The organism is Marinobacter sp. (assembly GCF_048259445.1).
In the GTDB taxonomy this organism is placed as follows: Bacteria; Pseudomonadota; Gammaproteobacteria; order Pseudomonadales; family Oleiphilaceae; genus Marinobacter.
Genome location: NZ_JBLXHQ010000004.1, coordinates 199137 through 223922, shown reverse-complemented (window position 1 = coordinate 223922; position 24786 = coordinate 199137). Strand labels below are relative to the sequence as shown.

General features: G+C 54.7%; 23 protein-coding genes. 12 read left to right on the top strand and 11 right to left on the bottom strand.

The genetic code is table 11. The features are described 5' to 3' along the window. Positions 1-46: 46 nt before the first annotated feature. Positions 47-898, bottom strand: coding sequence for a 6-carboxytetrahydropterin synthase (locus ACN0RL_RS05025; protein WP_417514323.1), 852 nt, complete (start codon positions 896-898; stop codon positions 47-49). A 108-nt stretch (positions 899-1006) separates the two neighbouring features. Here ACN0RL_RS05025 and ACN0RL_RS05020 point away from each other — a divergent pair, with 108 nt between their 5' ends. Next, positions 1007-1684, top strand: coding sequence for a nucleotidyltransferase family protein (locus ACN0RL_RS05020; RefSeq protein ID WP_417514321.1), 678 nt, complete (start codon positions 1007-1009; stop codon positions 1682-1684). Here the strand turns inward: ACN0RL_RS05020 and ACN0RL_RS05015 are convergent. The 3 genes from ACN0RL_RS05015 to ACN0RL_RS05005 all read right to left on the bottom strand — a co-directional run bounded on the left by ACN0RL_RS05015 (position 1644) and on the right by ACN0RL_RS05005 (position 4571). After that, entirely contained in the window at positions 1644-2741 is a 1098-nt protein-coding gene (locus ACN0RL_RS05015; RefSeq protein WP_417514319.1) for a response regulator, read from the bottom strand. The two genes, ACN0RL_RS05020 and ACN0RL_RS05015, sit on opposite strands and share 41 nt — an antisense overlap. A 61-nt stretch (positions 2742-2802) precedes the next feature. Then, entirely contained in the window at positions 2803-3996 is a 1194-nt protein-coding gene (locus tag ACN0RL_RS05010; RefSeq protein ID WP_417514317.1) for a PEGA domain-containing protein, read from the bottom strand. 113 nt (positions 3997-4109) lie between these two features. Continuing rightward, the gene (locus ACN0RL_RS05005; protein WP_417514315.1) at positions 4110-4571 is read right to left on the bottom strand and encodes a hypothetical protein; all 462 of its coding nucleotides are present in this window, start codon (positions 4569-4571) and stop codon (positions 4110-4112) included. A gap of 100 nt (positions 4572-4671) precedes the next feature. Between ACN0RL_RS05005 and ACN0RL_RS05000 the strand changes: the two genes are divergently transcribed. Then, positions 4672-7596: an insulinase family protein gene (locus tag ACN0RL_RS05000; protein ID WP_417514313.1), complete on the top strand. Its 2925-nt coding sequence runs from the start codon at positions 4672-4674 to the stop codon at positions 7594-7596. 54 nt (positions 7597-7650) lie between these two features. Here ACN0RL_RS05000 and ACN0RL_RS04995 read toward each other — a convergent pair whose 3' ends face one another. Beyond that, complete coding sequence (locus ACN0RL_RS04995; RefSeq protein ID WP_417514311.1) at positions 7651-8466, bottom strand: pyruvate, water dikinase regulatory protein; 816 nt, start codon at positions 8464-8466, stop codon at positions 7651-7653. Positions 8467-8617: 151 nt separating this feature from the next. Here ACN0RL_RS04995 and ppsA point away from each other — a divergent pair, with 151 nt between their 5' ends. Both ppsA and rraA read left to right on the top strand, forming a co-directional pair. Further along, a complete protein-coding gene (gene ppsA / locus ACN0RL_RS04990; protein ID WP_417514309.1) occupies positions 8618-10990 on the top strand; it encodes a phosphoenolpyruvate synthase in 2373 nt (790 codons plus the stop codon). Between the two features lie 30 nt (positions 10991-11020). Continuing rightward, positions 11021-11500: a ribonuclease E activity regulator RraA gene (gene rraA / locus ACN0RL_RS04985; RefSeq protein WP_417514307.1), complete on the top strand. Its 480-nt coding sequence runs from the start codon at positions 11021-11023 to the stop codon at positions 11498-11500. 49 nt (positions 11501-11549) lie between these two features. Here the strand turns inward: rraA and ACN0RL_RS04980 are convergent, their stop codons facing one another. The 3 genes from ACN0RL_RS04980 to ACN0RL_RS04970 all read right to left on the bottom strand — a co-directional run bounded on the left by ACN0RL_RS04980 (position 11550) and on the right by ACN0RL_RS04970 (position 12955). Beyond that, positions 11550-11840, bottom strand: coding sequence for a PilZ domain-containing protein (locus tag ACN0RL_RS04980; RefSeq protein WP_417514305.1), 291 nt, complete (start codon positions 11838-11840; stop codon positions 11550-11552). A 5-nt stretch (positions 11841-11845) separates the two neighbouring features. Continuing rightward, on the bottom strand, positions 11846-12517 hold the full coding sequence (locus tag ACN0RL_RS04975; RefSeq protein WP_417514303.1) for a TIGR04211 family SH3 domain-containing protein: 672 nt from the start codon (positions 12515-12517) through the stop codon (positions 11846-11848). Positions 12518-12655: 138 nt separating this feature from the next. After that, positions 12656-12955 (bottom strand): YciI family protein, encoded by a 300-nt coding sequence (locus ACN0RL_RS04970; protein WP_417514301.1) that lies wholly within the window; start codon positions 12953-12955, stop codon positions 12656-12658. 129 nt (positions 12956-13084) lie between these two features. Between ACN0RL_RS04970 and ACN0RL_RS04965 the strand changes: the two genes are divergently transcribed. Then, on the top strand, positions 13085-13963 hold the full coding sequence (locus ACN0RL_RS04965) for a PHP domain-containing protein (RefSeq protein ID WP_417514299.1): 879 nt from the start codon (positions 13085-13087) through the stop codon (positions 13961-13963). On the opposite strand, the gene ACN0RL_RS04960 is transcribed toward ACN0RL_RS04965, so the two are convergent. Beyond that, positions 13960-14502: a YecA family protein gene (locus ACN0RL_RS04960; protein WP_417514297.1), complete on the bottom strand. Its 543-nt coding sequence runs from the start codon at positions 14500-14502 to the stop codon at positions 13960-13962. The genes ACN0RL_RS04965 and ACN0RL_RS04960 overlap by 4 nt on opposite strands. Before the next feature lie 3 nt (positions 14503-14505). Then, positions 14506-17694 (bottom strand): ribonuclease E, encoded by a 3189-nt coding sequence (rne, locus tag ACN0RL_RS04955; RefSeq protein ID WP_417514295.1) that lies wholly within the window; start codon positions 17692-17694, stop codon positions 14506-14508. A 610-nt stretch (positions 17695-18304) separates the two neighbouring features. Here rne and rluC point away from each other — a divergent pair. Genes rluC through ACN0RL_RS04940 form a run of 3 tightly spaced genes read left to right on the top strand, consistent with a single transcriptional unit; the run spans position 18305 to position 21081 of the window. After that, on the top strand, positions 18305-19369 hold the full coding sequence (gene rluC / locus ACN0RL_RS04950; protein ID WP_417514293.1) for a 23S rRNA pseudouridine(955/2504/2580) synthase RluC: 1065 nt from the start codon (positions 18305-18307) through the stop codon (positions 19367-19369). Continuing rightward, positions 19369-20016 carry an HAD family hydrolase gene (locus ACN0RL_RS04945; RefSeq protein ID WP_417514291.1) on the top strand — a complete coding sequence of 216 codons (648 nt, stop codon included), beginning with the start codon at positions 19369-19371 and terminating at the stop codon, positions 20014-20016. Before rluC ends, ACN0RL_RS04945 begins: the two co-directional genes overlap by 1 nt. A 39-nt stretch (positions 20017-20055) precedes the next feature. Further along, positions 20056-21081, top strand: coding sequence for a S49 family peptidase (locus ACN0RL_RS04940; protein ID WP_417514289.1), 1026 nt, complete (start codon positions 20056-20058; stop codon positions 21079-21081). A gap of 34 nt (positions 21082-21115) precedes the next feature. Here the strand turns inward: ACN0RL_RS04940 and ACN0RL_RS04935 are convergent, their stop codons facing one another. Further along, positions 21116-21712 (bottom strand): Maf family protein, encoded by a 597-nt coding sequence (locus ACN0RL_RS04935; RefSeq protein ID WP_417514287.1) that lies wholly within the window; start codon positions 21710-21712, stop codon positions 21116-21118. Positions 21713-21850: 138 nt separating this feature from the next. Here ACN0RL_RS04935 and ACN0RL_RS04930 point away from each other — a divergent pair, with 138 nt between their 5' ends. The 4 genes from ACN0RL_RS04930 (at position 21851) to fabD (ending at position 24782) form a co-directional block, all read left to right on the top strand. Next, a complete protein-coding gene (locus ACN0RL_RS04930; RefSeq protein WP_417514285.1) occupies positions 21851-22405 on the top strand; it encodes a YceD family protein in 555 nt (184 codons plus the stop codon). A gap of 104 nt (positions 22406-22509) precedes the next feature. After that, a complete protein-coding gene (rpmF, locus tag ACN0RL_RS04925) occupies positions 22510-22689 on the top strand; it encodes a 50S ribosomal protein L32 (protein WP_071267855.1) in 180 nt (59 codons plus the stop codon). 41 nt (positions 22690-22730) lie between these two features. Next, a complete protein-coding gene (gene plsX / locus ACN0RL_RS04920) occupies positions 22731-23732 on the top strand; it encodes a phosphate acyltransferase PlsX (RefSeq protein WP_417514283.1) in 1002 nt (333 codons plus the stop codon). A 111-nt stretch (positions 23733-23843) separates the two neighbouring features. After that, a complete protein-coding gene (gene fabD / locus ACN0RL_RS04915; protein WP_417514281.1) occupies positions 23844-24782 on the top strand; it encodes an ACP S-malonyltransferase in 939 nt (312 codons plus the stop codon). Positions 24783-24786 lie beyond the last annotated feature (4 nt).

Here is a 24786-nt window from a genome sequence, read left to right as displayed (position 1 = left end):
TTTTGGGAGGTGGTGCCCTGCTCACTTGGCTCTGGAGTGGCCGGCATTAACGCGAGGCTATGGCTCCTTTGCCAACACCCTCATAGGCTTTTACAAGAATCGTATCGGAAGGGAACTCTGTTTTAAGCTGATCGGCAATGTGCGCAGCAATCAATTCAACCGTGGTGTCAGTACCCATCATATAAACGTGCTTTTCCGGCAATGTCAGAGCAAACTCGCCCTGGTTGGCCTCGTACTCGAAGGTGATGTACGGAACGCCATCTTTCGCTACATGCCTGCGGACTACGTCTTCCTCAGAACCTACGTAGATATCCTGCCACAGCCTGGCCCAGGTGCGCTCCAGGTCATAATCTCTGCGCCCGTTACGATCAATGCGAATAGGTGAGCGGTGGCCGTGGGCTATGCGCTGGCAGTTCCCCAGATGCTTTTTCAGTCCGTGAACATAATGGTAGTACGCGCCTTCAATCTCTTCTTCCCGAAGATTGATTTCCACCGACGTTACGTTTGCCGGCAGTACCGCCATCAGCTCACGCTCAAGCAGGGCTGCTACCGCCGACGGGACAACCCGCTCTGCCGAAAGCCATACGATGGCTTCGTCCGGCGAGCGGTGCACTATTTGGCTGCCATCGGTCAGGGCCCAGGCAAAAGTATCGGGTGTATCCTGGCTCCACGAGAGGCCTTCGTAACCGCGGGGTATTACCAGTCGGTGATCCACACGTTCGTCAATGATGCGTTTGATAGTGCGCTTCACATTGCTGAAATCGAATACCATGCCCTGATCATCAAGCTCGCCTCCAAGCACAACGTCGGCAATCCAGCTTTCCCCAACTAATCCGCGGGAGGGATCCAGGTAAGCGAAATCAATAACGGTGAGATTGTCTACAAACAGGTGGTTCATTAAATTTCCGGGCGGGTAAGGTTGAATGATCTGGGGATTCTAGCAAAAATCCTGAAAGAGTGACCTGTCAGGCTGTTAGCCTGAGCCGATTCTTGCCACTATTTCCATTTGCATCTCTTCATAAGGAGCGAAATCATAACTGCCTCTTGCCACGACCGCGATCAGGAGTTTCCGGCACTTGTTCTTGCGGCGGGCGCTTCCCGTCGTTTTGGGCGTCCCAAGGCCATGCTGACCCTGGGTGGTGAGCACAGGCGCGGCCGCACGCTTCTGGATTGCGCCATTGGTCAGGGCAGGCTGCTCAGCCGGGATGTTCGTGTTGTGTGTGGCGCCTGGTACCCACTGATTCGCTTCCGTTGCCATGCGCAGGCGTCTCGCTGGGTGCACGTGGCGGACTGGCAAAGCGGTATGGCGGCTTCGCTGTCAGAAGGTATCCGCAGCCTGGGGCCGCATGCGAAAGGTGTATTTGTGCTGGTGGCAGATCAGCCGCTGCTGGACCCAGAGGCTCTTGCAGCGTTTGGCAAAATGGCGCGATGTTTTCCGGGCCAGGCTGTTGCCGCAGACTATGGTCGCCGGCCGGGCGTTCCGGCCTTCCTGCCTCGATGGCTATGGCCTGAAGTTCTGGCACTTGAGGGTGACCGAGGAGCAGGCCATTTGTTGGTTGAGGCAAATGCGACCAGACTGGCCATTCCGGGTGTCCATGACGACATAGACACGCCGGAAGATTGGCACAGGATTCGCGAATTGGTTACCCGAAAAGGCCTGCAAGCCAGGCGATTCCAAGACTGAATACCCCAAGGCTCAAGGCCAGGCCGACAGTATAGACTTTGGAGGAGGCAGATCGCTGCTGCGCGACAAACAGATCAATAGTGCGTTGGGCGATATCTTCAGCTGTCTCTCGGGAAATCTCGTGAGCCTGTTGAATGGCTTCAGACTGAAGCGTCTGCCAGAAGTCGGTGTCAATGGTCTGCACACTGGTAATGTGGTCCTTCAGCTCGGCCATATGATCACTGGTGAAGCCGGAATTATGTGAGAGCTCCTCTTTAAGATCTGCCAGTTCCCGGCCCAGGTTAAGGTTAACGTCAGCCGCAACCTTGTCTCGCAGGTTGCGGGTGCGTTCTTCCACCATCTCGCTCACTGCATTCAGGCGCGCTTCAATGTTGCTTTCCTGTTTGCTTCGCGATTCGTCCAGCGCCCGTTTCAGGTGGTCAAACTGCTCGTCAAACAAGGAGCTCAGTAATTCATGAAGGCGATTATTGATGTGTGTTTTGACGGCGGAGCGTGAAATCTGTTCGATCAGCTCGCTGGTCAGCGGAACAACGCCGGGCTGAGTGCTGCCATTACGGGCGGTTTCCTGTTCGGGCTGCTCTGCTGACATCTCCAGCTCGGCATTGTCTGGCACGTGGGCCAGGTATTCGTCGGTATCGGGCTCCGGCTCGATCCGGGGTGCCTCGGGAAGCGCGCCCTGCAGAACGTCACTTGCCAGCTGTTCCAACATCAGGCCCAGGCCATCAGGCTGCGTCGGTTTGGTCAGGATGTTGTAAACACCGAAGTTTCTGGCTTCTTTTGTGAATGATGAGGACTTCTGGGATGTGCACATTATGATTGGGATGCTGGCAGTATCCGGGTTGCCTTTGATGGCTTTGGTAGCCTCCACGCCGTTCATCCCCGGCATGAGATGGTCCATAAAGATGACATCGGGGTGTTCACGGTTATTGAGTAATTCCAGGGCCTCTTCGGCAGAGCCGGCCATGCTTACGTTCATGTCACGGCTTTCGAGCAGTTTGCTCAGGGCAAACCGGGCTACCTTGGAATCATCCACCAGAAGAGCATTCTTGATCGCCATCTAACTACCTCAAGCTGTTACTTCAATCGCGTTGGTTATCGGGCTGGTTTTACTATTGGAGCTACCAGCCTTCCAGTGTAGGGCATTGTGTCGCCCGGTAGCTTTTGTCCCGATAACATATGCCGGGTTCTGTGGTTCGAGCTGTGAATATTTCTCCAGCGGCTGTGGTCAGGCGAACCTGCCCGTAGGGCTCTCCGTGGAGAAACGTTGCCTCGATCGAACTGCCATTCGGGTTGCGCAGTAAACCGTTCCCGTGGAATTTGCCTTCGATGTACTCGCCTTCGTATTTCTTTCCGTTGGCGAAAATCTCCGAGCCGTTACCATGGAATGACCCATTGGAAAAATCGCCTTCGTAATGGCGGCCGTCAGGATAGGTGAGGACGCCGCGCCCGTGAAAGTCGCTGTTACGGAAGCTGCCGACATATAGCATGCCGTCGGCCGTGGCCAGAGAACCATGGCCGTTGAGCTGGTTCTGCGACCATTCCCCGGCGAGAATATCACCATTCTCAAGTGTCAGTGTGCCCTGGCCGTGAAATGCATCCGCCCTGAACTGGCCGGTATAGCTTGAGCCATCCGCATCGCGCCATATGCCTTCACCCGTACGTTTGCCGTTTTCCCAGTCGCCCTCGTAGCGGCTGCCATCTGCATACCAGGCGGTACCTGTGCCATGAAAAGTACCATCCACAAAGTGGCCTTTGTATCGGAGGTCGTCGCTATCGATATAGGCTCCGTCCCCCGTTTTTACATTACCCCGCCAGACGCCGTACTGATAATCGACGGTTGTGTAGGCTTCCAGTTTGCCCACCAGCGTCAGTTCACTGCCGGCGTCGATTGTGACGCTTTGCTGCCAGGGCCGGAAACCGGTTTTGCTTATGGTGATATCATATCTGCCCGGGGCCAGTTCAAGGTCCAGACGCGTTGCGCCATAGGCATTGCCATTAATTTCCACTCGATCATCTGCCACGTTTGAGCGCAGCGTCAGCATGCCTGTTTTCGGGGCGGGTTCGGGTTCGGGAATGTGAAATGGCTCAGTGTTTACCTCTGGCAGCGCGGGTGCCGTCTCAGGTTCGGCCGGAGCTTCTGAAACGGCTTCTATTATAGGTGTCGGTGCCTCTGAAGCATTTCCAACGGCAGGTGCAGCAGCTTCAACGACTTCAACAGCGGGTTGATCATTGCGAATCGAAGCAAAACCGGCTGTGACCAGAAGCATGAGAGCCAGAGCATTCAAAAACAGAAGTGGTCTGAAATCGACCATGATGGAACCTCTTGATCCAGCCTTCTACAAATTCGATTGTGGTTTTATCTTACCCAGCAAAAGCTGAGTTATGTAACTGAAAGCGCCTGAAGTTGGTGAGAATGCAGGCCAAATCACACTTTGGCTGGAAGTTGTTCATGATTGAGTTGTTCCCAAGCTCTCATGTATACATCGGCTTCGTATTCGTAAGGTGATTTGAAAGGGGTCAAGACAAAATCGAAGATCAGAAAGAAAAATCCGACCGATGCCCAGGCAATGGCAAACGTACTAAGCGTCGTTGCCTGTACTTCGGGGTTCGAGTTCACGAAATCCTGGAGCACGGGGATCAGGTCGGACGCCAGGACGACGGGGTTGAAGCTGGATAGCACCAATGGGACCCAGAAGGCCATGAATACGGGGAAGAAGCCAAACGACCAGAGCAGACGACGGGCCAGATAAATGGCAACTTCGCGCCAGTACTTTTGCCTCACTTCCGGAGATTTCCGTATGCGCTCGATGTATCGGCGACGCTCTGCCCAATAGGCTGCTACTTCGGGAGCCTGTGGGGCTTTTGCTTGGCCTGAAGGTGTGCTCATGGATCTGGGGGCTACCTTATCGCTGGGGGACTGGTGCATGATAATCGATACTACGTGTTACCCTGTAATTCTCCAATTGTTTAACGACAGGATAGTTTGAATGGCTGCAGTGATCGACAACGCAACCCATCCGGCTTTTGAGAAGCTTCGCAGTCACCGGATTGATACGCTTAATCTCGATGTTGAGGAGTATCGTCACAGGAAAACCGGTGCCCGCCATCTTCATCTTGCAGCGGATAACGACGAAAACGTGTTTTTTGTGGCGCTCAGAACCTTTCCGATGGATTCTACCGGCGTTGCCCATATTCTTGAACATACGGCGCTGTGTGGCAGTGAGCGTTACCCTGTTCGCGATCCGTTTTTCATGATGATTCGCCGTTCCCTTAATACGTTCATGAACGCGTTCACCAGCAGCGACTGGACCGCCTATCCTTTCGCGAGCATGAATCGCAAGGATTTTGATAACCTGTTGTCTGTTTATCTGGACTCGGTGTTTTTTTCAAAACTGGATAAACTCGACTTTGCCCAGGAAGGCCACAGGCTGGAGTTTGAAAAACCGGATGACCCTGACACCGATCTGGTATACCGGGGTGTTGTTTACAACGAGATGAAAGGTGCCATGAGCTCTGCTACTTCGCAGCTCTGGCAGAATTTGAGCAGCCACTTGTTCCCGACCACCACCTATCACTACAACAGTGGTGGTGAACCGGATCATATCGTTGATTTGAGCTATGACGATCTTATCCGGTTTTATCGGCATCACTATCATCCGAGTAATGCGATTTTTGCCACCTACGGCAACATACCGGCCTGCGAGCATCACGAACGGTTTGAAGAGCTTGTCCTGAAGCGTTTCGACAAACTTGATATTGAGCTGCCGGTACGGGATGAAAAGCGCATGTTCGCGCCGGTTCGCGTTGAGCAGGGCTATGGCGTAAACGAGGGCGAGGATATTGCCAATAAAACCCACATTGTTGTGGGATGGCTGCTGGGTCACAGTTTTGATCTGCAGGAAAACCTGGAAGGGCAGCTGTTGTCAGCCGTGTTACTGGAGAACAGCGCATCGCCGCTGATGCGGGCGCTGGAGACAACAGATATCGGACATGCGCCCTCGCCCATGTGCGGTCTGGAGGACTCCAACCGGGAAATGACTTTTATCTGCGGTATTGAAGGCAGCGAGCCAGAGAAACAAAAAGATCTGGAAGCCCTTGTTGAAAGCACGCTTCAGAAAGTGGTCGAAGAGGGCGTCAGTGAGGAGCGCCTGGAAGCCATTCTGCATCAGCTTGAACTGCACCAGCGCGAAATTGCCGGCGACAGTTTTCCTTATGGACTTCAGCTTATTATGAGTGCGATTGCGCCCATGGTTCACGGCGGCGACCCGGTTGAGCTGCTCGATCTGGACCCGGTTCTTGCAACCCTGCGTGAGAGAATCCGTGATCCGCAGTACGTTCCGGATCTTATTCGCCGCAAGCTGCTGGACAACCCGCACCGGGTTACGCTCACGCTGCGCCCGGATGACAAGCTGGATGCCCGGCGTCAGCAGGCCATTCGCGAAGCTCTGGCCAGGCGTAAAGCGGAGCTGACCAGCGAAGAAGTCACTCAGATCGTTGATCGTGCCAAAGCTCTGGAAGAGCGCCAGATGCGCAAGGATGACGATTCCATTTTGCCGAAAGTTGATCTGACCGATGTTCCCTTGCAAATGCCAGAGCCGGAAGCCCGCTTTGATGGTGATATTTCGGCAACCGTTTTTGCGCGAGGCACCAACGGGCTGATTTATGAACAGGTGGTGCTGCCACTGCCGGCGCTGACTGAAGACGAGTTGTTGCTGCTCCCCTATTACAGTGCGCTTATCTCGGAGGTCGGCTGCGGCGACCTGGACTACCTGCAGATGCAGGACAGGATCTCGGCAGAATCCGGCGGTATTGGCGCCTCATTCACCGCCAAAGGCCGCATTGATGATGTTCAGGATCTTTCTGGCTATATGATCTTTAGTGGTAAGGCTTTGGCTCGCAACAGAACGGCACTCACAAAGCTGCTCCGGGACGTATACACCAATGCGCGTTTCGATGAAAAAGATCGCATTCGGGAAATAATTGCCCAGATTCGCGCCCGCCGGGAACAGGCGGTCACAGGTAGTGGTCACGCGCTGGCCATGGGGGCCGCGGCACAGGGCGTGAGCCCGGGAGCCTGGTTGAACTTCCGCCTCGGTGGTCTCGCGGGCATTCGTGGCACCAAAGAGCTTGATCAGTCCCTCAAGGATCCGGCAGCGCTTGATAAGTTTTGTCAGCAACTTGCAGGCCTGCACGACAAAATTCGCAAGCAGGCACGAGAGTTCCTGATTATCGGTGAGGAGGAACAGCTACCGGCACTGATTGATGATCTCAAGTCCTGCTGGCAGGGTGATATAGGCGTTGAATCATCCAACTGGAAGATGGAGCCGGTGAGTTTCGTAACCCGCGAAGCCTGGCTGACGTCTACCCAAGTCAACTTCTGCGCTCGCGCATACAGCACTGTGCCGGTTGATCATCCTGACTCTGCCGCGCTCTCTGTGCTTGGTGGCTTTCTGCGTAATGGCTATCTGCACAGGGCCATTCGAGAAAAAGGCGGTGCCTACGGCGGCGGTGCGGCACAGGACAGTGTGAACGGTAACTTCCGCTTTTTCTCATACCGGGATCCTCGTCTGGCCGAAACCCTTGATGATTTTGACAAGGCGCTGGTGTGGCTTCAGGAAACTGATCATGAGTATCAGGAGCTGGAAGAGTCGATCCTTGGCGTTATCGGGCAGCTGGATCGACCGCGCTCACCGGCAGGTGCGGCTCGCCATGCCTTCCATAACAAGCTCTTCGGACGCAGCCCTGAGCAGCAGGCGCGATTCCGTGAGCGGGTTCTGTCGGTAACGCTGGAGGACCTCAAGCGGGTTGCTGCAACCTGGCTGGTGCCCGATAAAGCCAGTACTGCTGTTGTGACAGGCCCGGAGAATCGTGCGCTTGTTGAGGGCCTCGGTCTGAATATTCAGGAATTGTAAGATAAGAGCAGGCAGGCCATTGGAGGCCTGCCTGCATGTTCCTGGATGAGTTTTTCAGCGGTTCCGCTTCAAACCGGTGGCGACCATGATACGCGTCGAAATTTCTTCTACAGAATAGGCTGTCGTGTTCAGGAACGGGATGCGCTCCCTTCGATAAATCAGCTCAATCTCTTCGATTTCGTGCATGCACTGCTGAATGGACGAGTAGCGGGAGTTGGGGCGACGTTCATTACGGATCGTAGCCAGCCTCTCAGGCTCAATCGTCAGGCCAAAAATCTTTTCCTTGTGGGGCCTGAGCGCCTTGGGCATCTGCTGGTCTGTAAGATCTTCTTCTGTAATCGGGTAGTTGGCGGCTTTAACGCCATACTGAAGAGCGAGATACAGACACGTAGGGGTTTTGCCACTGCGGGAAGCGCCAATCAGAATCAGATCCGCTTCATCATAATGCCGCGTGCGCGCGCCATCGTCGTTGTCCAGCGCGAAGTTAACCGCGTGAATGCGGCGCTCGTAGACGCCTTCATTATTAATCGCGTGGGATTTGCCTACAGAATAGGATGATGACGATTGCAGTTCCTGCTCCAGAGGGTTCAGGAAGGTGCCGAAGATATCCACCATGAAGCCCTGAGCATCCGAGATGATTTCACGGATAGCGCCATCCAGAATAGTATCAAAGACCAGAGGACGAGCGCCGTCGGCTTCTGCCGCACTGTTAATGCGTTTGACCATGTCGCGGGCTTTTTCAACATCGTCAATATAGGGTACTGTAACCCGCTCAAATTCAATTTTTTCGAATTGAGCCAGAAGGCTGTGCCCAAGGGCTTCGGCGGTCAGGCCGGTGCCGTCGGAAATAAAGAAGGCTGTGCGTTTCATGGTGTTGGTCCGGCTCCCTAGGTAAAATCCGAAGGTTACAGTATCATACACGCCATGTTCGATACTCCGCAGTGGTTGTTATCCGCTTTTTACGCTTGATACCGCTGGCCCGGTTTAATTCTTAGCCTTACAGATTTAAGGGAGACACGCTTTGGAAGATTACATAATCTGGTTTGATCACCTGGGAATGTCCGATGTTGACCGGGTAGGTGGCAAAAACGCCTCCCTCGGTGAAATGATCAGTAATCTCGCCAATGCAGGTGTAACGGTTCCTGGTGGTTTTGCCACCACGGCCCACGCTTATCGTGAGTTCCTGGCCAAAGATGGTCTGAAGGGCAAGATCGATAATGTCCTCGACAGCCTCGATATAAACGATGTGAATGAGCTTGCCCGGGTAGGGGCGAAGATTCGTCAGTGGATTATCGACACCCCCTTTCCGGAGGCGTTGGAAGTCGCGCTCAAGGATGCCTACGCAAAAATACTCGATGGCAATGACGAAATGGCGGTGGCCGTGCGGTCGTCAGCAACTGCTGAAGATCTGCCGGATGCATCGTTTGCCGGCCAGCAGGAAACCTTTCTGAACGTGGTCGGGCTTGAACAGGTACGCACGTCTGTGAAGGAGGTGTTTGCCTCCCTGTTTAATGATCGGGCGATTTCCTACCGTGTCCACCATGGTTTTGACCACAAGCTTGTAGCCCTGTCTGCGGGTATTCAGAAGATGGTGCGCAGCGAAACCGCCTCAAGTGGCGTTATGTTTACGCTGGATACTGAATCAGGCTTTCGGGACGTTGTATTCATCACCGGCTCGTATGGCCTGGGTGAGACGGTTGTTCAGGGTGCTGTTAACCCGGACGAATTCTATGTTCACAAGCCCACCCTTGATGCGGGTCGTCCGGCCGTGTTGCGCCGGAATCTTGGCAGCAAAGCCATCAAGATGGTTTATCACTCAGAGCCCGGTGAAGGCCAGCTTGTTGAAACCGTTAAAGTGGATCCGGAAGAGCGTGGCCGGTTCTGTATTTCTGATGCCGAAGTGGAAGAGCTGGCCAGACAGGCCATGATCATCGAGAAGCACTATCAGCGTCCCATGGATATTGAATGGGCCAAAGATGGTGATGATGGAAAAATCTACATTGTGCAGGCCCGTCCGGAAACGGTTAAAAGCCGGGCGTCTGCCAATGTAATGGAACGTTATCTGCTGAACGAAACCGGCACAGTGCTGGTGGAAGGCCGCAGTATTGGTCACAAGATTGGTGCAGGCCCGGTCAAGATCATTACCAGCATTAAGGAAATGGATCGTGTGCAGGATGGCGATGTGCTGGTTACGGATATGACGGACCCGGACTGGGAGCCCGTTATGAAGCGTGCTTCTGCGATTGTTACAGACCGTGGCGGTCGTACCTGTCACGCAGCGATCATTGCCCGGGAACTGGGTATTCCGGCTGTTGTGGGCTGTGGTGACGCAACGGAAGTCCTGAAGGATGGGCAGGAAGTAACCGTCTCCTGTGCTGAAGGCGATACGGGGCTGATCTACGAAGGCGCACTGGATTTTGAACTGCGCGAAAATACCGTGGACTCCATGCCTAATATCCCGTTCAAGATCATGATGAACGTGGGTAACCCGGATCGTGCCTTTGACTTCCAGTCTTTGCCGAACGAAGGGGTTGGCCTGGCGCGTCTTGAATTCATTATTAACCGCATGATTGGTGTGCACCCGAAAGCCCTCCTGAATTTTGAAGGCCTGCCCCGGGATATCAAGCAGACGGTAGAGAAGCGTATCTCCGGTTACAGCTCACCGGTTGATTTCTACGTGGATAAACTGGTTGAAGGCATCTCTACTTTGGCCGCTGCGTTTTGGCCCAAAAAAGTCATCGTGCGTTTGTCTGATTTCAAATCCAATGAGTACGCCAATCTGATCGGCGGTACTTTGTATGAACCAGACGAAGAAAACCCGATGCTGGGCTTCCGTGGCGCGTCCCGTTATATCTCGGAAACCTTCCGTGACTGTTTTGAGCTGGAATGCCGTGCGCTCAAAAAAGTGCGCGATGTAATGGGCCTGACCAACGTAGAGGTTATGGTGCCTTTTGTACGCACCGTGGGCGAAGCAGAGCAGGTGGTCAGGTTGCTGGCTGAGAATGGCCTCAAGCGTGGTGAGAATGGCCTGCGCGTGATCATGATGTGTGAGCTGCCGGGCAATGCATTGCTGGCAGAGAAGTTCCTTGAGCACTTTGATGGCTTTTCCATCGGTTCGAACGACCTCACCCAACTGACTCTGGGCCTGGATCGCGACTCGGGCATTATCGCGCACCTTTTCGACGAGCGGGATGAGGCCGTTAAAATACTGCTTTCCAACGCCATTCAGGCATGCAAAAAGGCAGGTAAGTACATCGGTATATGCGGTCAGGGGCCATCTGACCATCCCGACCTTGCAAAGTGGTTGATGGATCAGGGTATTGATACAGTATCCCTTAACCCGGATTCGGTGCTGGATACCTGGTTCTTCCTGGCCGATGAAAAAATCGACTGATTTAACTCTGTGCGTAAGGAGAGCGATAAGGTGACAACGATTATTACCCCGGATTTGTGTGATGAGTTTCCGGAAGTTGAAGTGGTCGCACCCGGCTTTAATAACTATGGCGGAGTAAAAGCCTTCGGTGGCGAGATCGTCACCGTAAAGTGCTTTGAGGACAACTCTGTGGTGAAGGAGCAGGTTGGCCTGCCCGGAAAAGGTCGCGTGATGATAGTTGATGGTGGCGGTTCAATGCGCCACGCGCTGTTAGGCGACATGCTCGCTGAAAAAGCGGCAAGCAATGGTTGGGCGGGGTTGATCATCTATGGCTGCGTGCGGGATGTTGACGAGATCGGCAAAACGGATCTGGGAGTTCAGGCGCTGGCTACCTACCCTCGAAAAAGTGAAAAGCGCGGTCTGGGCGACCTGGATGTGCCTGTGACATTTCATGGTGTGACCTTCCGTCCGGGCCACTATGTATACGCCGACAACAACGGCATCATTGTGTCAGAAAAGCCGTTGGTCTAGTTGTTTCAATCCCTGGTTTGTCAGAGCCAGGGGCAGGAGTGAGGGTAGGTTAGCGGGTGACTTCGCTGATGTTGGTTCCCAGCAAAAAGCCCTCACCCTCCGGCTCGCACCGGATTACCTCGCAAATCGTCTCCAAGGGGGGGAACTGATCATTGCTCGGATGCAGCACCGTGATCAGTTCTTCTCCAACCATCACAGGGTTTCTTACAAGCAGCTGCATTCCTGTTGCACTGAGATCCTTGCAGGTACCAATAAATACATGCCCCTTGCTGTCGGTAATCTCGATTTCCGACTCAACCTGCATGCGATGAAAATCACGCTTTTCCGAATAATCCTTCATAACGTTTATGCCCAGTTATCGGTTTTTCTTGTGGGTTTGAGCATCGGAATAACCAAAGCGAGAAGTACTCCTCCCAGCACGAGGCCAGCGCCCACCAGCATGAAATCAGATTCTTTGCTGGCTTCCAGCCGTTCGTTCTCCGCGGTCAACACTTCCAGGTCGTTGCGCAGTTTCTGGTTCTCGCCCAGCAACTCACCGTTCCGACGCTTCAGGTTAATCGAATCTGAAGCGATGTTCTTTATACGCCTGAGTTCTTCCTGCAACTCCTCTGAGCGGGTAGATAATGTAGTTTCCGCGTTACTCAATGAGTCCCTTTCGCTGGAGACTTCTGATAACTGCGCTTTAAGAGAGGATAGCTCAGTCTGAGCCTGTTCAAGTTGCCGGCTTACAGTTTTCAGTCGGTCTGCGGCAATCGGGGTGTCGCTGAGGTACTGGCTTGAAACCCAGCCGTCATTGCCTTTCGGGGTGCGTACGCGAGTATAGCCGGAATCTGAAGTTTCAATAACTTCCAGTGCCGTTCCGCTGGGAACCGCGTTTTCAATGATGCGGTATTGAGAGCCGGCACCGGACCTGACGGGAAGATATAGCTGGTCATCGACCCAGGCGGTTTTTGCCTGAGCAGCAGCAATAGAAGACAGTATAAAAAGCGCACTGATGGCAAGGCGAAAAAGCGTCACTGGCAAGATTCCCAAGGTGTTCAAATTAAAAGGCGGTTTTGGAAGTAAGTTGCTATCAAAGCCGCAATTTTGTCACAGATTTCCGGCCATTCAAGCGAGCTGTCATTACAATAAGCTCATGGACCGAGTTGAATGGTGTCAGGGCAATACAACTTTAAACGGCTTGACTGTCACTTTCTGATAAACACCCGCATCCACATAAGGATCGCTGTCTGCCCAGGCCTGAGCTGCAGCCAGGGAATCGAACTCGGCAATAACGAGGCTGCCGGAGAAGCCTGCCTCTCCCGGGTCAGCCGTATCGACAACAGGGTGAGGCCCTGCTACCAGAAGCCGGCCTTCCGCCTTAAGTTGCTGCAGTCTCTCAACGTGAGCGGGCCTGGCTGTCTGACGCAGAGGCAGGCTGTTATCGACATCTTCACTGATAATGGCGTAGTACATACTGCTCTCCGGTTCCGTGACAGTTCGTGTTAAATAATGCATGCAGTGGAATGGCTGGTACACTGTGCTTCGTGATTAGCGCTGCCTGGTTCAGGCGCGCACTGCCACTCACTTCACTCTGGAATTTTTGTGACTATACCGCAAGACCCTGTTTTGTGCATTGATCTGCATTGTCATAGCACTGCGTCAGATGGTGCTCTCACGCCTACGGAGCTCTTGGTCCGTGCTGCGGATCAAAAGGTCACGCACCTTGCGCTCACCGACCACGATACGATTAACGGCCTTGAGGAGGCGCAGGCTGCCGCAAAAGCCAACGGTGTAATACTCATTCCGGGTATTGAGCTCTCCTGCTTGTGGCGGAGCCACACCATCCATATTGTCGGTCTTGACTTTGACATCGGAAACAGCGATTTCCGCGATGCACTGGAGCAGCAGAACCGCAATCGCTGGGCGAGGGCCGGCATGATTGCTGATCGCCTTGGCAAGCTTGCGATTCCTGATTTGCTTGATCGCGCCGTCGCAGAATCCGGCGGTGATGTTCCCGGGCGCCCGCACTTCGCGAAAGTGTTGGTTGAGGCGGGCATCGTGAAAAATTCTGCGCAGGCGTTCAAGCGTTACCTTGGCAGTGGAAAGGTAGGAGACGTCAAGGCTTACTGGCCGGAGTTGCAGGAGGTTGTGCAGTGGATTAACTCGGCCGGCGGGCTCGCTGTGCTGGCTCATCCCCGGAAGTATCAGCTTACTGCAACGAAACTCCGGGATCTTGTTGCCGATTTCCGAAGGGCTGGAGGGCAGGCTATTGAGGTGTCTACCTCTGGACAATCCAGCGGTGATCTCGGGTTTCTGACCGAACTGTGTATGCGGGAAAAGCTGTTGGCCTCCCAGGGCAGTGATTTTCACTTTCCGGGTGCGCCCTGGTGTGAGCTTGGGCGGATTATGAAAATGCCAGACGGGCTGGAGCCGGTCTGGCATCATTTCAGGCAGGTTCCTGACGTCAACGCGTCGGTTTAATCCGGCGCGTGGAACAGCAGGTACAAGTCAGTCAGGGAGTCGGGGATAGCGTCGGCCATCTGACGTGAGAGTTTTTCACTGTTGCGCACGTTCTGGAAGTCTTCGTCGTCAAAAAGACCCGACAAAGTCAGCATGGGCACCATCAAGTCGGCGGTTTCCTGCTCACTGGCAGCATCCAGCCACTCATCCTCGTGCTCCAGAAACGTGTCCACGAAGCCCGCACACCAGTTTTCCAGAGCGTTCATTGGATCGCCGTCTTCCGGTTCCGGCAGCTCTAAAGCCTGGCCCGTGTCCAGCGCCTGAACCATGCTCCCCGCCAGCCGTGTGACGCACTGGCGGAATGTTTCCGGAATTCCTCCGCCGGGTGTCTCATCGGCGCCTGTAACCAGGCGAAATACCGTTTCGACACTCAGCTTGGTCGGCCCTACGACGCTGGCACAAACCACGCCATGGAAGCCGAAAAAATCGAGGGCGTCATCCCCCCATGGTTCGGCAAAGAGGATGTCTTCCAGAGCTTCAACGTCGGAATCGGACAACATTTTTTAGTTACCCCCGGATTTTTTTGCTTCTTCAGCTGCTGCTCTCTGACGCTTACGAACCTCACGTGGGTCGTTGTACGCGCGCCCGGGCGTCACTGGAGCTGCCGTGTGTTCTGCGGGTTTTTCAGCAGTCTCGGCCACATCCTTGCTCGGCGCAGCTTCAGGCTTGTCTGCAGATGCTGTTTCTGCAGGCGCTACCTCTGGCTTATCCGCTGCGGGAGTCTTTTTCCGGCTTCTGGCGGGCGCAGACCTTTGCTTCTTAGCAGGAGCAGCTTTGCTTTCGTCTTCAGCGATGCTCGCTTCTGCGTCTGCAGGGGCGTTTTTGTCTTCTTTCGTCAAGTGTTTTTCGGGTGCCGGTTCTTGATCTGACTTAACGGCTGGTTTCTTATCAGTCTCGGCTGAGGGCTCTTTATCCTTGGCAGCGGGTGCGGGTTTGCTCGCCTCCGCTGATGGTTTGCTGGCCTCAGCGGTCTCGCTGGTTTTATTGGCAGGCTTCGGACCGGACTCCGCATTCGTTTCGGTTGCCGCAGCGGTTGTCTCGGGCGCAGATGTTTTGGCCGTGGGTTCTGTTTTCGGCCTGGATACCGGTGCTTCTGCCTGTGCAGGTGTTTCTGGCTGCACGGGTGTATCTATAGGAGCCTTGTCTGCGGGCTTCGGAGCCTTCGAGGCCTCTTGCTCTTCAGATTTAGGCGCCGAGGTCTGTTTCGGTTTGTCAGCCGTAGCATCGGCGGAGGCCGTTTCAGTGACGGTCTCTGTTTTTTGCGCGGGTTCAGACTCAGCGGCTACCTTCTGCTCCGGCTGCTTCTTTTCGCTTTGCGGCGCCGCTGGAGATTTGCTAATGGCCTGGTCTGCGCTCTTGTCCGTCACTGCAGTTGTTTTCACATCCGCATTGACGTCATCGCGGCTTCCTTCAGGCTGAGTGTCTTTCTGATGCTTCTCGTTACGAGCATTCTTGCGAGCTGCAGGGCTTGAAGCTGGAGTATCGGAAGATGAGCCGTCCCGGTTGCGTGGGCGGCGCGGCTTGCGACGGCTGTCATCGGAACCCGATTTTTCGGCCGCTGGCGCTTTTTGTGGTGCTTCCTGCTGATTCGCGTCTTTCTGATCGCCATTGCTTCTGGTGTCGCGCTGAGGCCGGTTACGGTTTTGGCCGCGGCTCTGGCTTTCTTTGCGGCCGTCCCGGCGATTATCGTCACCGCGGTTGTCGGAGCCTTTGTTCTCGGCGCCTTTATCGGCGTTCTGACGGCTCTGGTTGGGGCGGTTCTGATCATCATTGCGGTTGCGTCCCCGCGAACGATTATCGTCGCTGCGGTTTGGCTGGTTGTTGCCCTGGCGGCGCTCATTGGCATTGCGATTGTTGCTGCCGGCGCTTTGGCCATCACGCGCTACGCGGGTTTTGCGCCGATCCTGACGCACCTGGTTGCGCGGCTCTCCGCGGTTGGCTTCTGAGTTTTCGCGAGCCTTGGTCGGCTGCTCTTCCTCGTTGTTGAAGAAGCACGCAATTTTGCGACCAATTCGACGAAACAGTCCGTCGTCCTGCTCTGCGGGTACTTTGGCTTCTTCAGCTTTCGCGGTCGGTGCGGCGGCGCTCGGGCGAACAGCCCTGACTGCGGCTTGCTCGCGAACCGGCTTTTCAGCGGACGGAACTTCAAGCACCTCTTCCTCGCGCTCGCTGTATTCCTGCGCTACCTGGTGGCTCGAAATGTGTTCTGGCGTCGTTTCATCATCGCGCATACGCAGAATTTCGAAGTGTGGCGTTTCCATATGAGGAACCGGTACAACCACAACGCTGACTTCCTGGCGTGCTTCGATATCTGCCAGCTGTTTGCGCTTTTCGTTCAGCAGGAAAGTGGCTACGGACACTGGCACTATGGCCCGTACTTCGCCGGTCTTTTCCTTGGATGATTCTTCGTAGATCAGGCGCATGATGCTTAGCGCAAGAGATTCGATACCACGGATTGTGCCCTGGCCTTCACAGCGAGGGCAGACTTCGCTGCGGGTTTCACCCAGCGAAGGCCTTAGCCGCTGCCGGGACATTTCGAGCAGTCCGAAACGTGAGATCTTGCCTACCTGAACACGAGCCCGGTCGATTTCCAGCGCTTCGCGCATTTTCTGCTCAACTTCGCGCTGGTGTCTGGCGGGGGTCATGTCGATAAAATCGATCACAATAAGGCCGCCCATATCACGCAAGCGCAGCTGGCGGGCAATTTCTTCTGCCGCTTCCAGGTTAGTCTGGAAGGCAGTTTCTTCGATATCCTGACCTTTGGTGGCTCGGGATGAGTTGATGTCGATGGAGACCAGTGCCTCGGTAGGATCAATAACGATTGAACCACCAGAAGGCAGCCGGACTTCCCGCTGGAACGCAGTCTCGATCTGGCCTTCAATCTGGTAGCGGCTGAACAGGGGGATCTCGTCCTTGTACAGCTTGATCTTGTTCTCGAACGTAGGCATGACAGCGCGTACGAAGTTCAGTACGTCTTCATAAACGCTCTCCGAATCGATCAATACCTCTCCGATATCCTGGCGGAGGTAGTCGCGAACGGCACGGATTATAACGTTGCTTTCCTGGTGGATAAGGAAAGGCGCTTTGCGCTCGCCTGCTGCCTGGGTGATTGCCTCCCAGAATTGCACCAGGTAGTCGAGGTCCCACTGAAGCTCTTCGGATGTCCGGCCAATGCCGGCAGTGCGTACGATGATGCCCATGGATTTGGGCACCTGTACGTTGTTCATGGCTTCTTTGAGTTGGGCCCGTTCTTCTCCTTCAATGCGGCGTGAAATACCGCCTGCACGAGGATTGTTGGGCATAAGAACGAGATAGCGACCAGCAAGGGAAATAAAAGTGGTAAGGGCTGCGCCTTTGTTGCCACGCTCTTCCTTGTCGACCTGAACGATAACTTCCTGGCCTTCGGAAACCACTTCTTTGATGTTGACCTTGCCTTCGATCTGGCCCGGAGATTTTTTGAAGTAATCTCTGGAGATTTCCTTCAGGGGAAGGAAACCGTGGCGATCGGCGCCAAAATCAACAAAGGCGGCTTCCAGGCTTGGTTCTACACGGGTTATGCGCCCTTTGTAGACGTTAGCTTTTTTCTGCTCACGGGAGCTGGATTCGATATCAAGGTCAAACAGGCGCTGGCCGTCAACCAGGGCGACGCGCAACTCTTCTGGGTGAGTTGCATTGATAAGCATTCTTTTCATGGAAAGGGAATTTTCCTGTCGTTTGATTTTGACAGAAAACCGGAAGGCGTCGCATCTGCGAAGCAGGATGTGCGTGCCGCGGGCCTCGCTGAATCAGAGGCAAAGCGACGGACAGACGGATCACACCCTGTCGGGGTATGATCCTGTTGATCTGAGACCACCGCCGACATCCCGCATGCCTGCTGGCAGGGAAGTGTCGCGTAGGGTTCGTGTCTGTTGGCGCATATAATCCGTTTTCAGGTTCACACAAGTGCCTGGGTCTCACGTCTTATTCGTAAGCTGGACGGCCCGGCCTTGCGTGGCAGTGAATCTTCGCGATATCGCCCGGCGGTTTTCCGCGCGGTTACAGTTATTCCGGTGCCAGTTCGCCGTTTTTTTGAACGGGTTGTCTCTGGCGCTTCGGAAGCATTTCTTGCGCCGGGCCCGATAGTGATTGGGCGTTCGGCGTTCAAACTCTTGAATAGTGTCGGTATACTTCTGCCGCTCCGGCTTCTGACTCGAATTGGTCAGGCCGTAGACAAACGACAGATCACGCCGGAATATAACAGCATTCAGGGAGTCGTTCAATCCCGCTCGTATCACCAGCTACACCACCCGAGAAAGGAACCTTATGTCCCGCAAATCTGCTACCGGAAAACCAGCCAGTGCCAGGGCCAGAAAACCGGTGTCACGCCCGGTCAGCTCTGCGAATGCAAGGTCGGGAAGCGGCGGCCGGGAAGCGGTTCAGCAGGGGGTTCTGTGGGTCACTGTTGATGAGGACAACCACGGGCAGCGGCTGGACAATTTTCTGCTGGCCCAGCTTCGTGGTGTGCCCAGAAGCATCATTTACCGCATCGTCCGTAAGGGTGAAGTGCGGGTGAATAAAGGTAGGGTGAAGCCCGACACACGCCTTTCGACGGGTGACCAGGTGCGTATTCCGCCGGTTATCCGTAAGGAGAAGGTTCCGCAAACCGCACCTGGTAGTCGGGTTCAGGGTGTGGTCGAAGCTGCGGTCGTATTTGAAAATGATCAGATGCTGGTGGTTAACAAGCCTTCTGGTATTGCCGTGCATGGAGGAAGCGGCCTCAGCTTCGGCCTGATTGAAGTGCTGCGATCAGCCCGCCCGGAAGCACGGTTTCTTGAGCTGGTGCATCGCCTCGACCGAGATACCTCCGGGCTCGTGATGATCGCAAAAAAGCGATCAGCGCTTCGCTACCTGCAGGATGAACTCCGGCAGAGGCGGATTCGTAAACAGTATCACGCTCTGGTAGCCGGGAGTTGGCCTGACAAGCTTGGCCGGGTGGATGAGCCATTGCTTCGCTATGAGATGCCCAATGGCGAGCGCAGGGTGAGGGTGGATGAGGCCGGAAAGGCCTCGCTTACAACTTTTCGCTGTCTTGCGCGCTATGACGGTTACAGTCTGGTGGAGGCATCGCCGGTTACCGGCCGTACCCATCAGATTCGTGTTCATAGTGCCTGCGCCGGTCATCCGATAGCGGGTGATGATAAGTATATGGATGATGTTAGTCTGAAAGCATTCCGGTCCGTGGGTGGTCAGCGCCTGATGCTGCACGCCCGCGCTCTTGAGCTTTTGCTGCCGGTTACCGGGGAATCAGTCCGGTTCGAGGCGCCTTATGATGAAGTATTCAGTCACGTGCTGAACAAGCTCGAAGTGCGTGCAACGGGAGCAGGTTAATGGAAGTCAAAGTTGTAATTTTTGATTGGGATGGAACGCTTGTCGACTCAGTAGATCATATTGCGGACAGTCTGCATCAAGCTGCCACTGAGCTGGGATACCCTGCGCTGGAGAGGGAGGCCTACCGTGACATTATCGGCCTTGGCATGGTTGAGGCACTTGAACGGCTATACCCGGGTATCAGTCGCGAAGAAATGACGGCTATCCGCGAGGGATACGGAAATTATTTCTTCCGTAAGGTAACGACGCCTCAGAATTTATTTGAGGGTATGGCGGATGTTGTCGCCGACCTTCGTGGTGCCGGGCGCGGGTGTTCTGTTGCCACGGGTAAAAGCCGCAAAGGTCTGGAGTCAGCGCTTGTTTCCAGCGGGTTGGGAGCGCATTTTGATATTACCCGCTGTGCCGACGAAACCCGCTCCAAGCCAGATCCGCGAATGCTCGAAGAGATCCTTCTTTTTTACGGAATTGAGCCTTCCGAGGCAGTTATGATCGGCGATACCCGCTACGATCTCGAAATGGCTCAGCGCATTGGTATGCCCTCTATTGGTGTTGAGTGGGGCGTGCACAAGCGTGATGTGCTGGGTGGTTATGCTCCCCACGCTATCGTCGATTCTGTGCGGGACCTGCGCAGCGTGCTCGGCTTGTAAGTCAATTTTAGTGATTTTATTTCTGACAGGAAAAAATGCATGAGTGACTGGGATTCCGACAAACCGCCAGAGTGGGGTGACAAACCTGCAGAACCTCGTTCAGGGCGCAATCAACCGCGCTTGCCGCCGGAGTCGGGGCGTGACTGGCGATTGATTGAAAAGCTTGTGATGTCTCTGCAGTCTGAGCAGCGCCGGAGTCGCCGGTGGGGCATCTTTTTCAAATTTCTCACACTTGCCTATCTGTTTGCGCTGTTGGCCATCGTCTGGTCGCCATTTGGCGGCAGCCTGGACGCAACGGCCGGTAAGCACACGGCGGTGGTTGAAGTGAATGGCCCTATCGCTGCAGACGAGCTTGCCAGTGCGGACAACATTGTAGGCTCGCTCCGTTCAGCTTTCGAGCAAGAGGATGCGGTGGCGGTTATTCTGCGTATCAACAGCCCCGGCGGGAGCCCGGTTCAGTCCGGCTATGTTTACGATGAGATCAAACGACTGCGGGGCGAGTATCCGGATAAGAAGGTCTATGCAGTGATCTCGGATATCGGAGCGTCCGGTGCCTACTATATTGCAGCTGCAGCTGATGAGATTTATGCAAACCGGGCCAGCCTTGTGGGGTCTATTGGTGTTGTGGCAGGTGGTTTCGGGTTCACCGGTGCCATGGACAAGCTTGGAGTGGAGCGCCGGCTTTACACGGCAGGTGAAAACAAGGCCTTTCTGGATCCGTTCTCGCCCCAGCAGGAGCAGGAAGTGGATTTCTGGCAGAGCGTGCTGGAAAACACTCACCAGCAGTTTATAGCAGCAGTAAAAGAAGGTCGCGGTGACCGCCTCGCTGATGATGAGCGTTTGTTCAGCGGTCTGGTGTGGAGTGGCCAGCAGGCGATGGAGTTGGGGCTTGTTGATGGGCTTGGCAGTACCTCTTATGTCGCCAGACAGGTAATCGGCCAGGAAGACCTGGTTGATTACAGCCACCGGAAGGGAGCGTTGCGCGACCTTGTTGATCAGTTGGGAGTTTCTTTTGGTCAGGGCATTGTAGGGCAGTTGGTTGAGTCCCGACTGGAGCTGCGTTAGTGACAGGGGTCAGGCTCGTCGTTCAGGGCGAGTGCTAAGGTTCTAGCAGCGGGTTTCTGCCCCAGGCTCTCAGCATGTCAGTCAGGGCGATCAGAGGCAGGCCGATCAGGCTGTTCGGGTCCTGCCCCTCCAGTTGCCGGAACAGAGAGATGCCCAGACCTTCCATCTTGAAGCTGCCAGCACAATCGTACGGCTTCTCTTTACGAAGGTACTCATTGATTTCTTCGGCGGTCAGGTCCCGGAAGTGAGCGGTAAAGCGCTCGCAGGAACTTTGCAGCTTACCGGTACTTGCGTCCAGTAGAGCGAGTCCGGTCAGGAAATTAACGCTCCGGCCACTGCTTCGGCTAAGTTGTTCACAGGCATTCTCGTAGTTTCCGGGTTTGCTTAGCAGAGTGCCATCTGGCAGGGCGGCCACCTGGTCCGAACCAATAATCCAGTGCCCCGGGTAGGCTGAGGCAAGGGCTCTGGCTTTAGATGTGGCCAGGCGGATAGCGAGGTTCTCGGGCGCCTCTCCATCAAGGGGTGACTCATCAATGTCCGGACTGGCGCTGGAGAACGGCAACCCAAGCCTTGATAACAGTTCGTGGCGATATCGGGATGAGGATGCCAGTAGCAGAGGATTTTGGGGCATGAGGTTGTTCCTTTCGGGTTTTATGCGCCACTTTTAAGTGTGCTTATCGTAGAATACACCTACGGAAACCGGAACCCCCGATCAAAACCCGACGAAGTCTTTGACAGCAGCGAGCTTGGCCCCTAGAATTGCGCGCCTATGTCAAATGCGTCTAGTGCCGAGTTGCCGAAAATAGTCGACCCATACCGGTTGGCGGAGCATAACAGCGTGCTGGAGGGAGAAATTCCTGTCAGTGCATTGTCTCGTTTCCGTGAATCTGTTTTGGGGTTCGAAGACGGTGCTGTATGTCGTGTTAAACTGTCCTTTTATCAGGATGGTGAACGCCGTCGCATCGTCTCCGGTGAGCTGGAGGCTCCGGTTAAACTGGAGTGCCAGCGGTGCATGGAGTCCATGGATTCCTTGCTGTCCTCCAGGTTTACACTCGGGCTGGTGACCAGCGATGCGCAGGCAGAGCGGTTGCCAAAAGATCTGGAGCCGTTCCTGACGGACGATTTCAGTGCAGATCTCTGGTCTATGGTGGAGGACGAGTTGTTGCTGGTTCTGCCCCCATATCCTCTTCACGACCGGAATGAATGTCCGGCAAAAGAAGATCTGGAAGCTTACGAGCCGGACCATGCCTCGGCAGTGGCAGAGAAGAAGTCGGGCGATAACCCGTTCAGCGTGCTGGCGGGTCTCGGAAAAACAAAGCATTAATGCGGGCGTGGGCATCTTTACAGAAGCCGGCGCAATTAAACGAACACACGTTACTTGTAACGATATTCAAGCAAAGTTTACGTTAACAGGTCAGGAGTATAACCATGGCTGTACAGAAGAACCGCAAGACCCGTTCCAAGCGTGGCATGCGCCGTGCCCACGATGCTTTGAGCCCGGCAGCTCTGAGCACTGATTCAACAACTGGCGAAGTTCATCGTCGTCACCACGTGTCTCCGGACGGATTCTACCGTGGCAAGCAGGTAATTGAAGCCAGCGACGAGTAATCTCGTTGCATAGCCACATCAATCAATCGAATGGAAGAGCGGTGAAGCCGGTCACCATTGCGGTTGATGCGATGAGTGGCGATCGGGGGCCTGCAGTGGTGGTCGCCGCTGCCCTCGAAGCGGTGCGTGAAAATAAAGCCTTGAGTTTCATTCTGGTGGGAATCCGGAGTGAACTCGAGGCTTTTTTGCGTGAAGGACACCCGCGAATTCGTATCGTGGAGGCTGCGGATGTTGTCCGCATGAATGAACGACCCTCCCATGCGCTGCGTCACAAGAAAAACTCCTCCATGGCCATTGCTCTGGCCCTCGTTCGCGATGGTGAAGCCCAGGGTTGTGTCAGCGCGGGTAACACCGGGGCCCTTATGGCTTTTGGTCGATCTATTATCCGTATGTACCCGGGTATTGAGCGTCCGGCAATTGCAAAATTGATCCCTTCGCTTCGGGGGCGGTGTCATGTTCTGGATCTTGGCGCCAATGTGGATTCCAGCGCGGAAAACCTTTACCAGTACGCTCTGATGGGCTCACTCATGGCTTCAGCAATATGCAGCCAGGGTGAGCCGCGAGTTGCGTTGTTGAACGTTGGCGAAGAAGAAATAAAGGGCAATGAGCAGGTTCGCCTTGCCTCACACATGCTTGCCCAGTGCGATTCTGTTAACTATATCGGGTATGTTGAAGGTAGTGATCTGTTCCGGGATGTTGCCGATGTTGTGGTGTGCGATGGTTTTGTCGGCAATATTGCGCTGAAAACCGGCGAAGGAGTTGCAGGGTTGCTTATTGAGCTCATGGAGCAGGCTTTCACCCGCACGCTTTATGGCCGTTTTGTGGGCGTTCTGGCCCGCCCCATAATCGGGCGACTGCTTAGGCTGATGGATCCTTCACGCCATAACGGTGCCAGTTTGCTCGGGCTGCAGGGTGTGGTCATAAAAAGTCATGGAAATGCCAATGAGCGCGCCATGCTGGCTGCCATTCGCCAGGCCGTCCGTGAGGTTGAGCTGGAAGTGCCCAGGCGTATCAATGAGCGTCTTGACGACCTGATGCTGTGACAGCGTCAGACTAAAGTCGTTTTCGTTTTTACGGCTTACTCGCGCAAAATCATGCCAGCTTGTACTATTGGCTAATCTCCTGAAACTTCCATTGACGATAAGATCCCGCTTATGAAATCAGCGTTTATATTTCCCGGACAGGGCTCCCAGTCAGTTGGCATGCTTTCCGCGGCCGCTGGGTCTTGGCCCATGATCAATAAAACCTTTGCAGAAGCTTCTAATGTGCTTGGCTACGATCTCTGGCAGCTTTGCCAGAAAGGGCCGGCAGAAGAACTTAACCAGACAATGATCACCCAGCCAGCACTGCTGACGGCCAGTATTGCATTATGGCGACAGTGGTTAGTTGCAGGGGGGGTTAAACCCGATTTTCTGGCTGGACACAGCCTCGGTGAATACAGTGCGCTGGTTGCCGCTGAAAGCCTGGATTTCGTCGAAGCCGTCAAACTGGTGCGTTTGCGCGGTGAGCTGATGCAGGAAGCTGTGCCCTCTGGTGAGGGCAAAATGGCAGCGATTCTTGGTCTTGAAGATGCTGATGTTGTCGCAGCCTGTGAAGAAGCTGCTAATGGCGATGTTGTATCAGCGGTGAATTTTAATGCCCCGGGTCAGGTAGTGATTGCCGGCTCGGCCGCGGCCGTCGACCGGGCTATTGAAGCCTGCAAATCCAGGGGCGCTCGCAAAGCCATGCTTTTGCCCGTCAGTGTTCCCTCACATTGTGCTTTGATGAAAGGCGCTGCCGAGGAATTGGCTCAGGCCCTTGATGAGGTTCGCTTCAGCGATGCGGTCACGCCGGTTATACAGAATGTTAACGCGGCAGCCGTCACAGATTCGGCTACACTTAAGGCCAATCTTCTCAAGCAGCTCTATTCCCCGGTGCTATGGACCGATTCGGTGCGCGCTCTGGTGAATAGCGATGTTACTGTCGCTATTGAATGTGGCACCGGCAAAGTGCTTGCAGGGCTGGCCAAGCGAATTGACCGTGGGCTTGCTGTTCATGGGATCGAGGATCCTGATGCTCTGACAGCTGCACTTGCGGCATTTGAACCGTCTTGAAGAA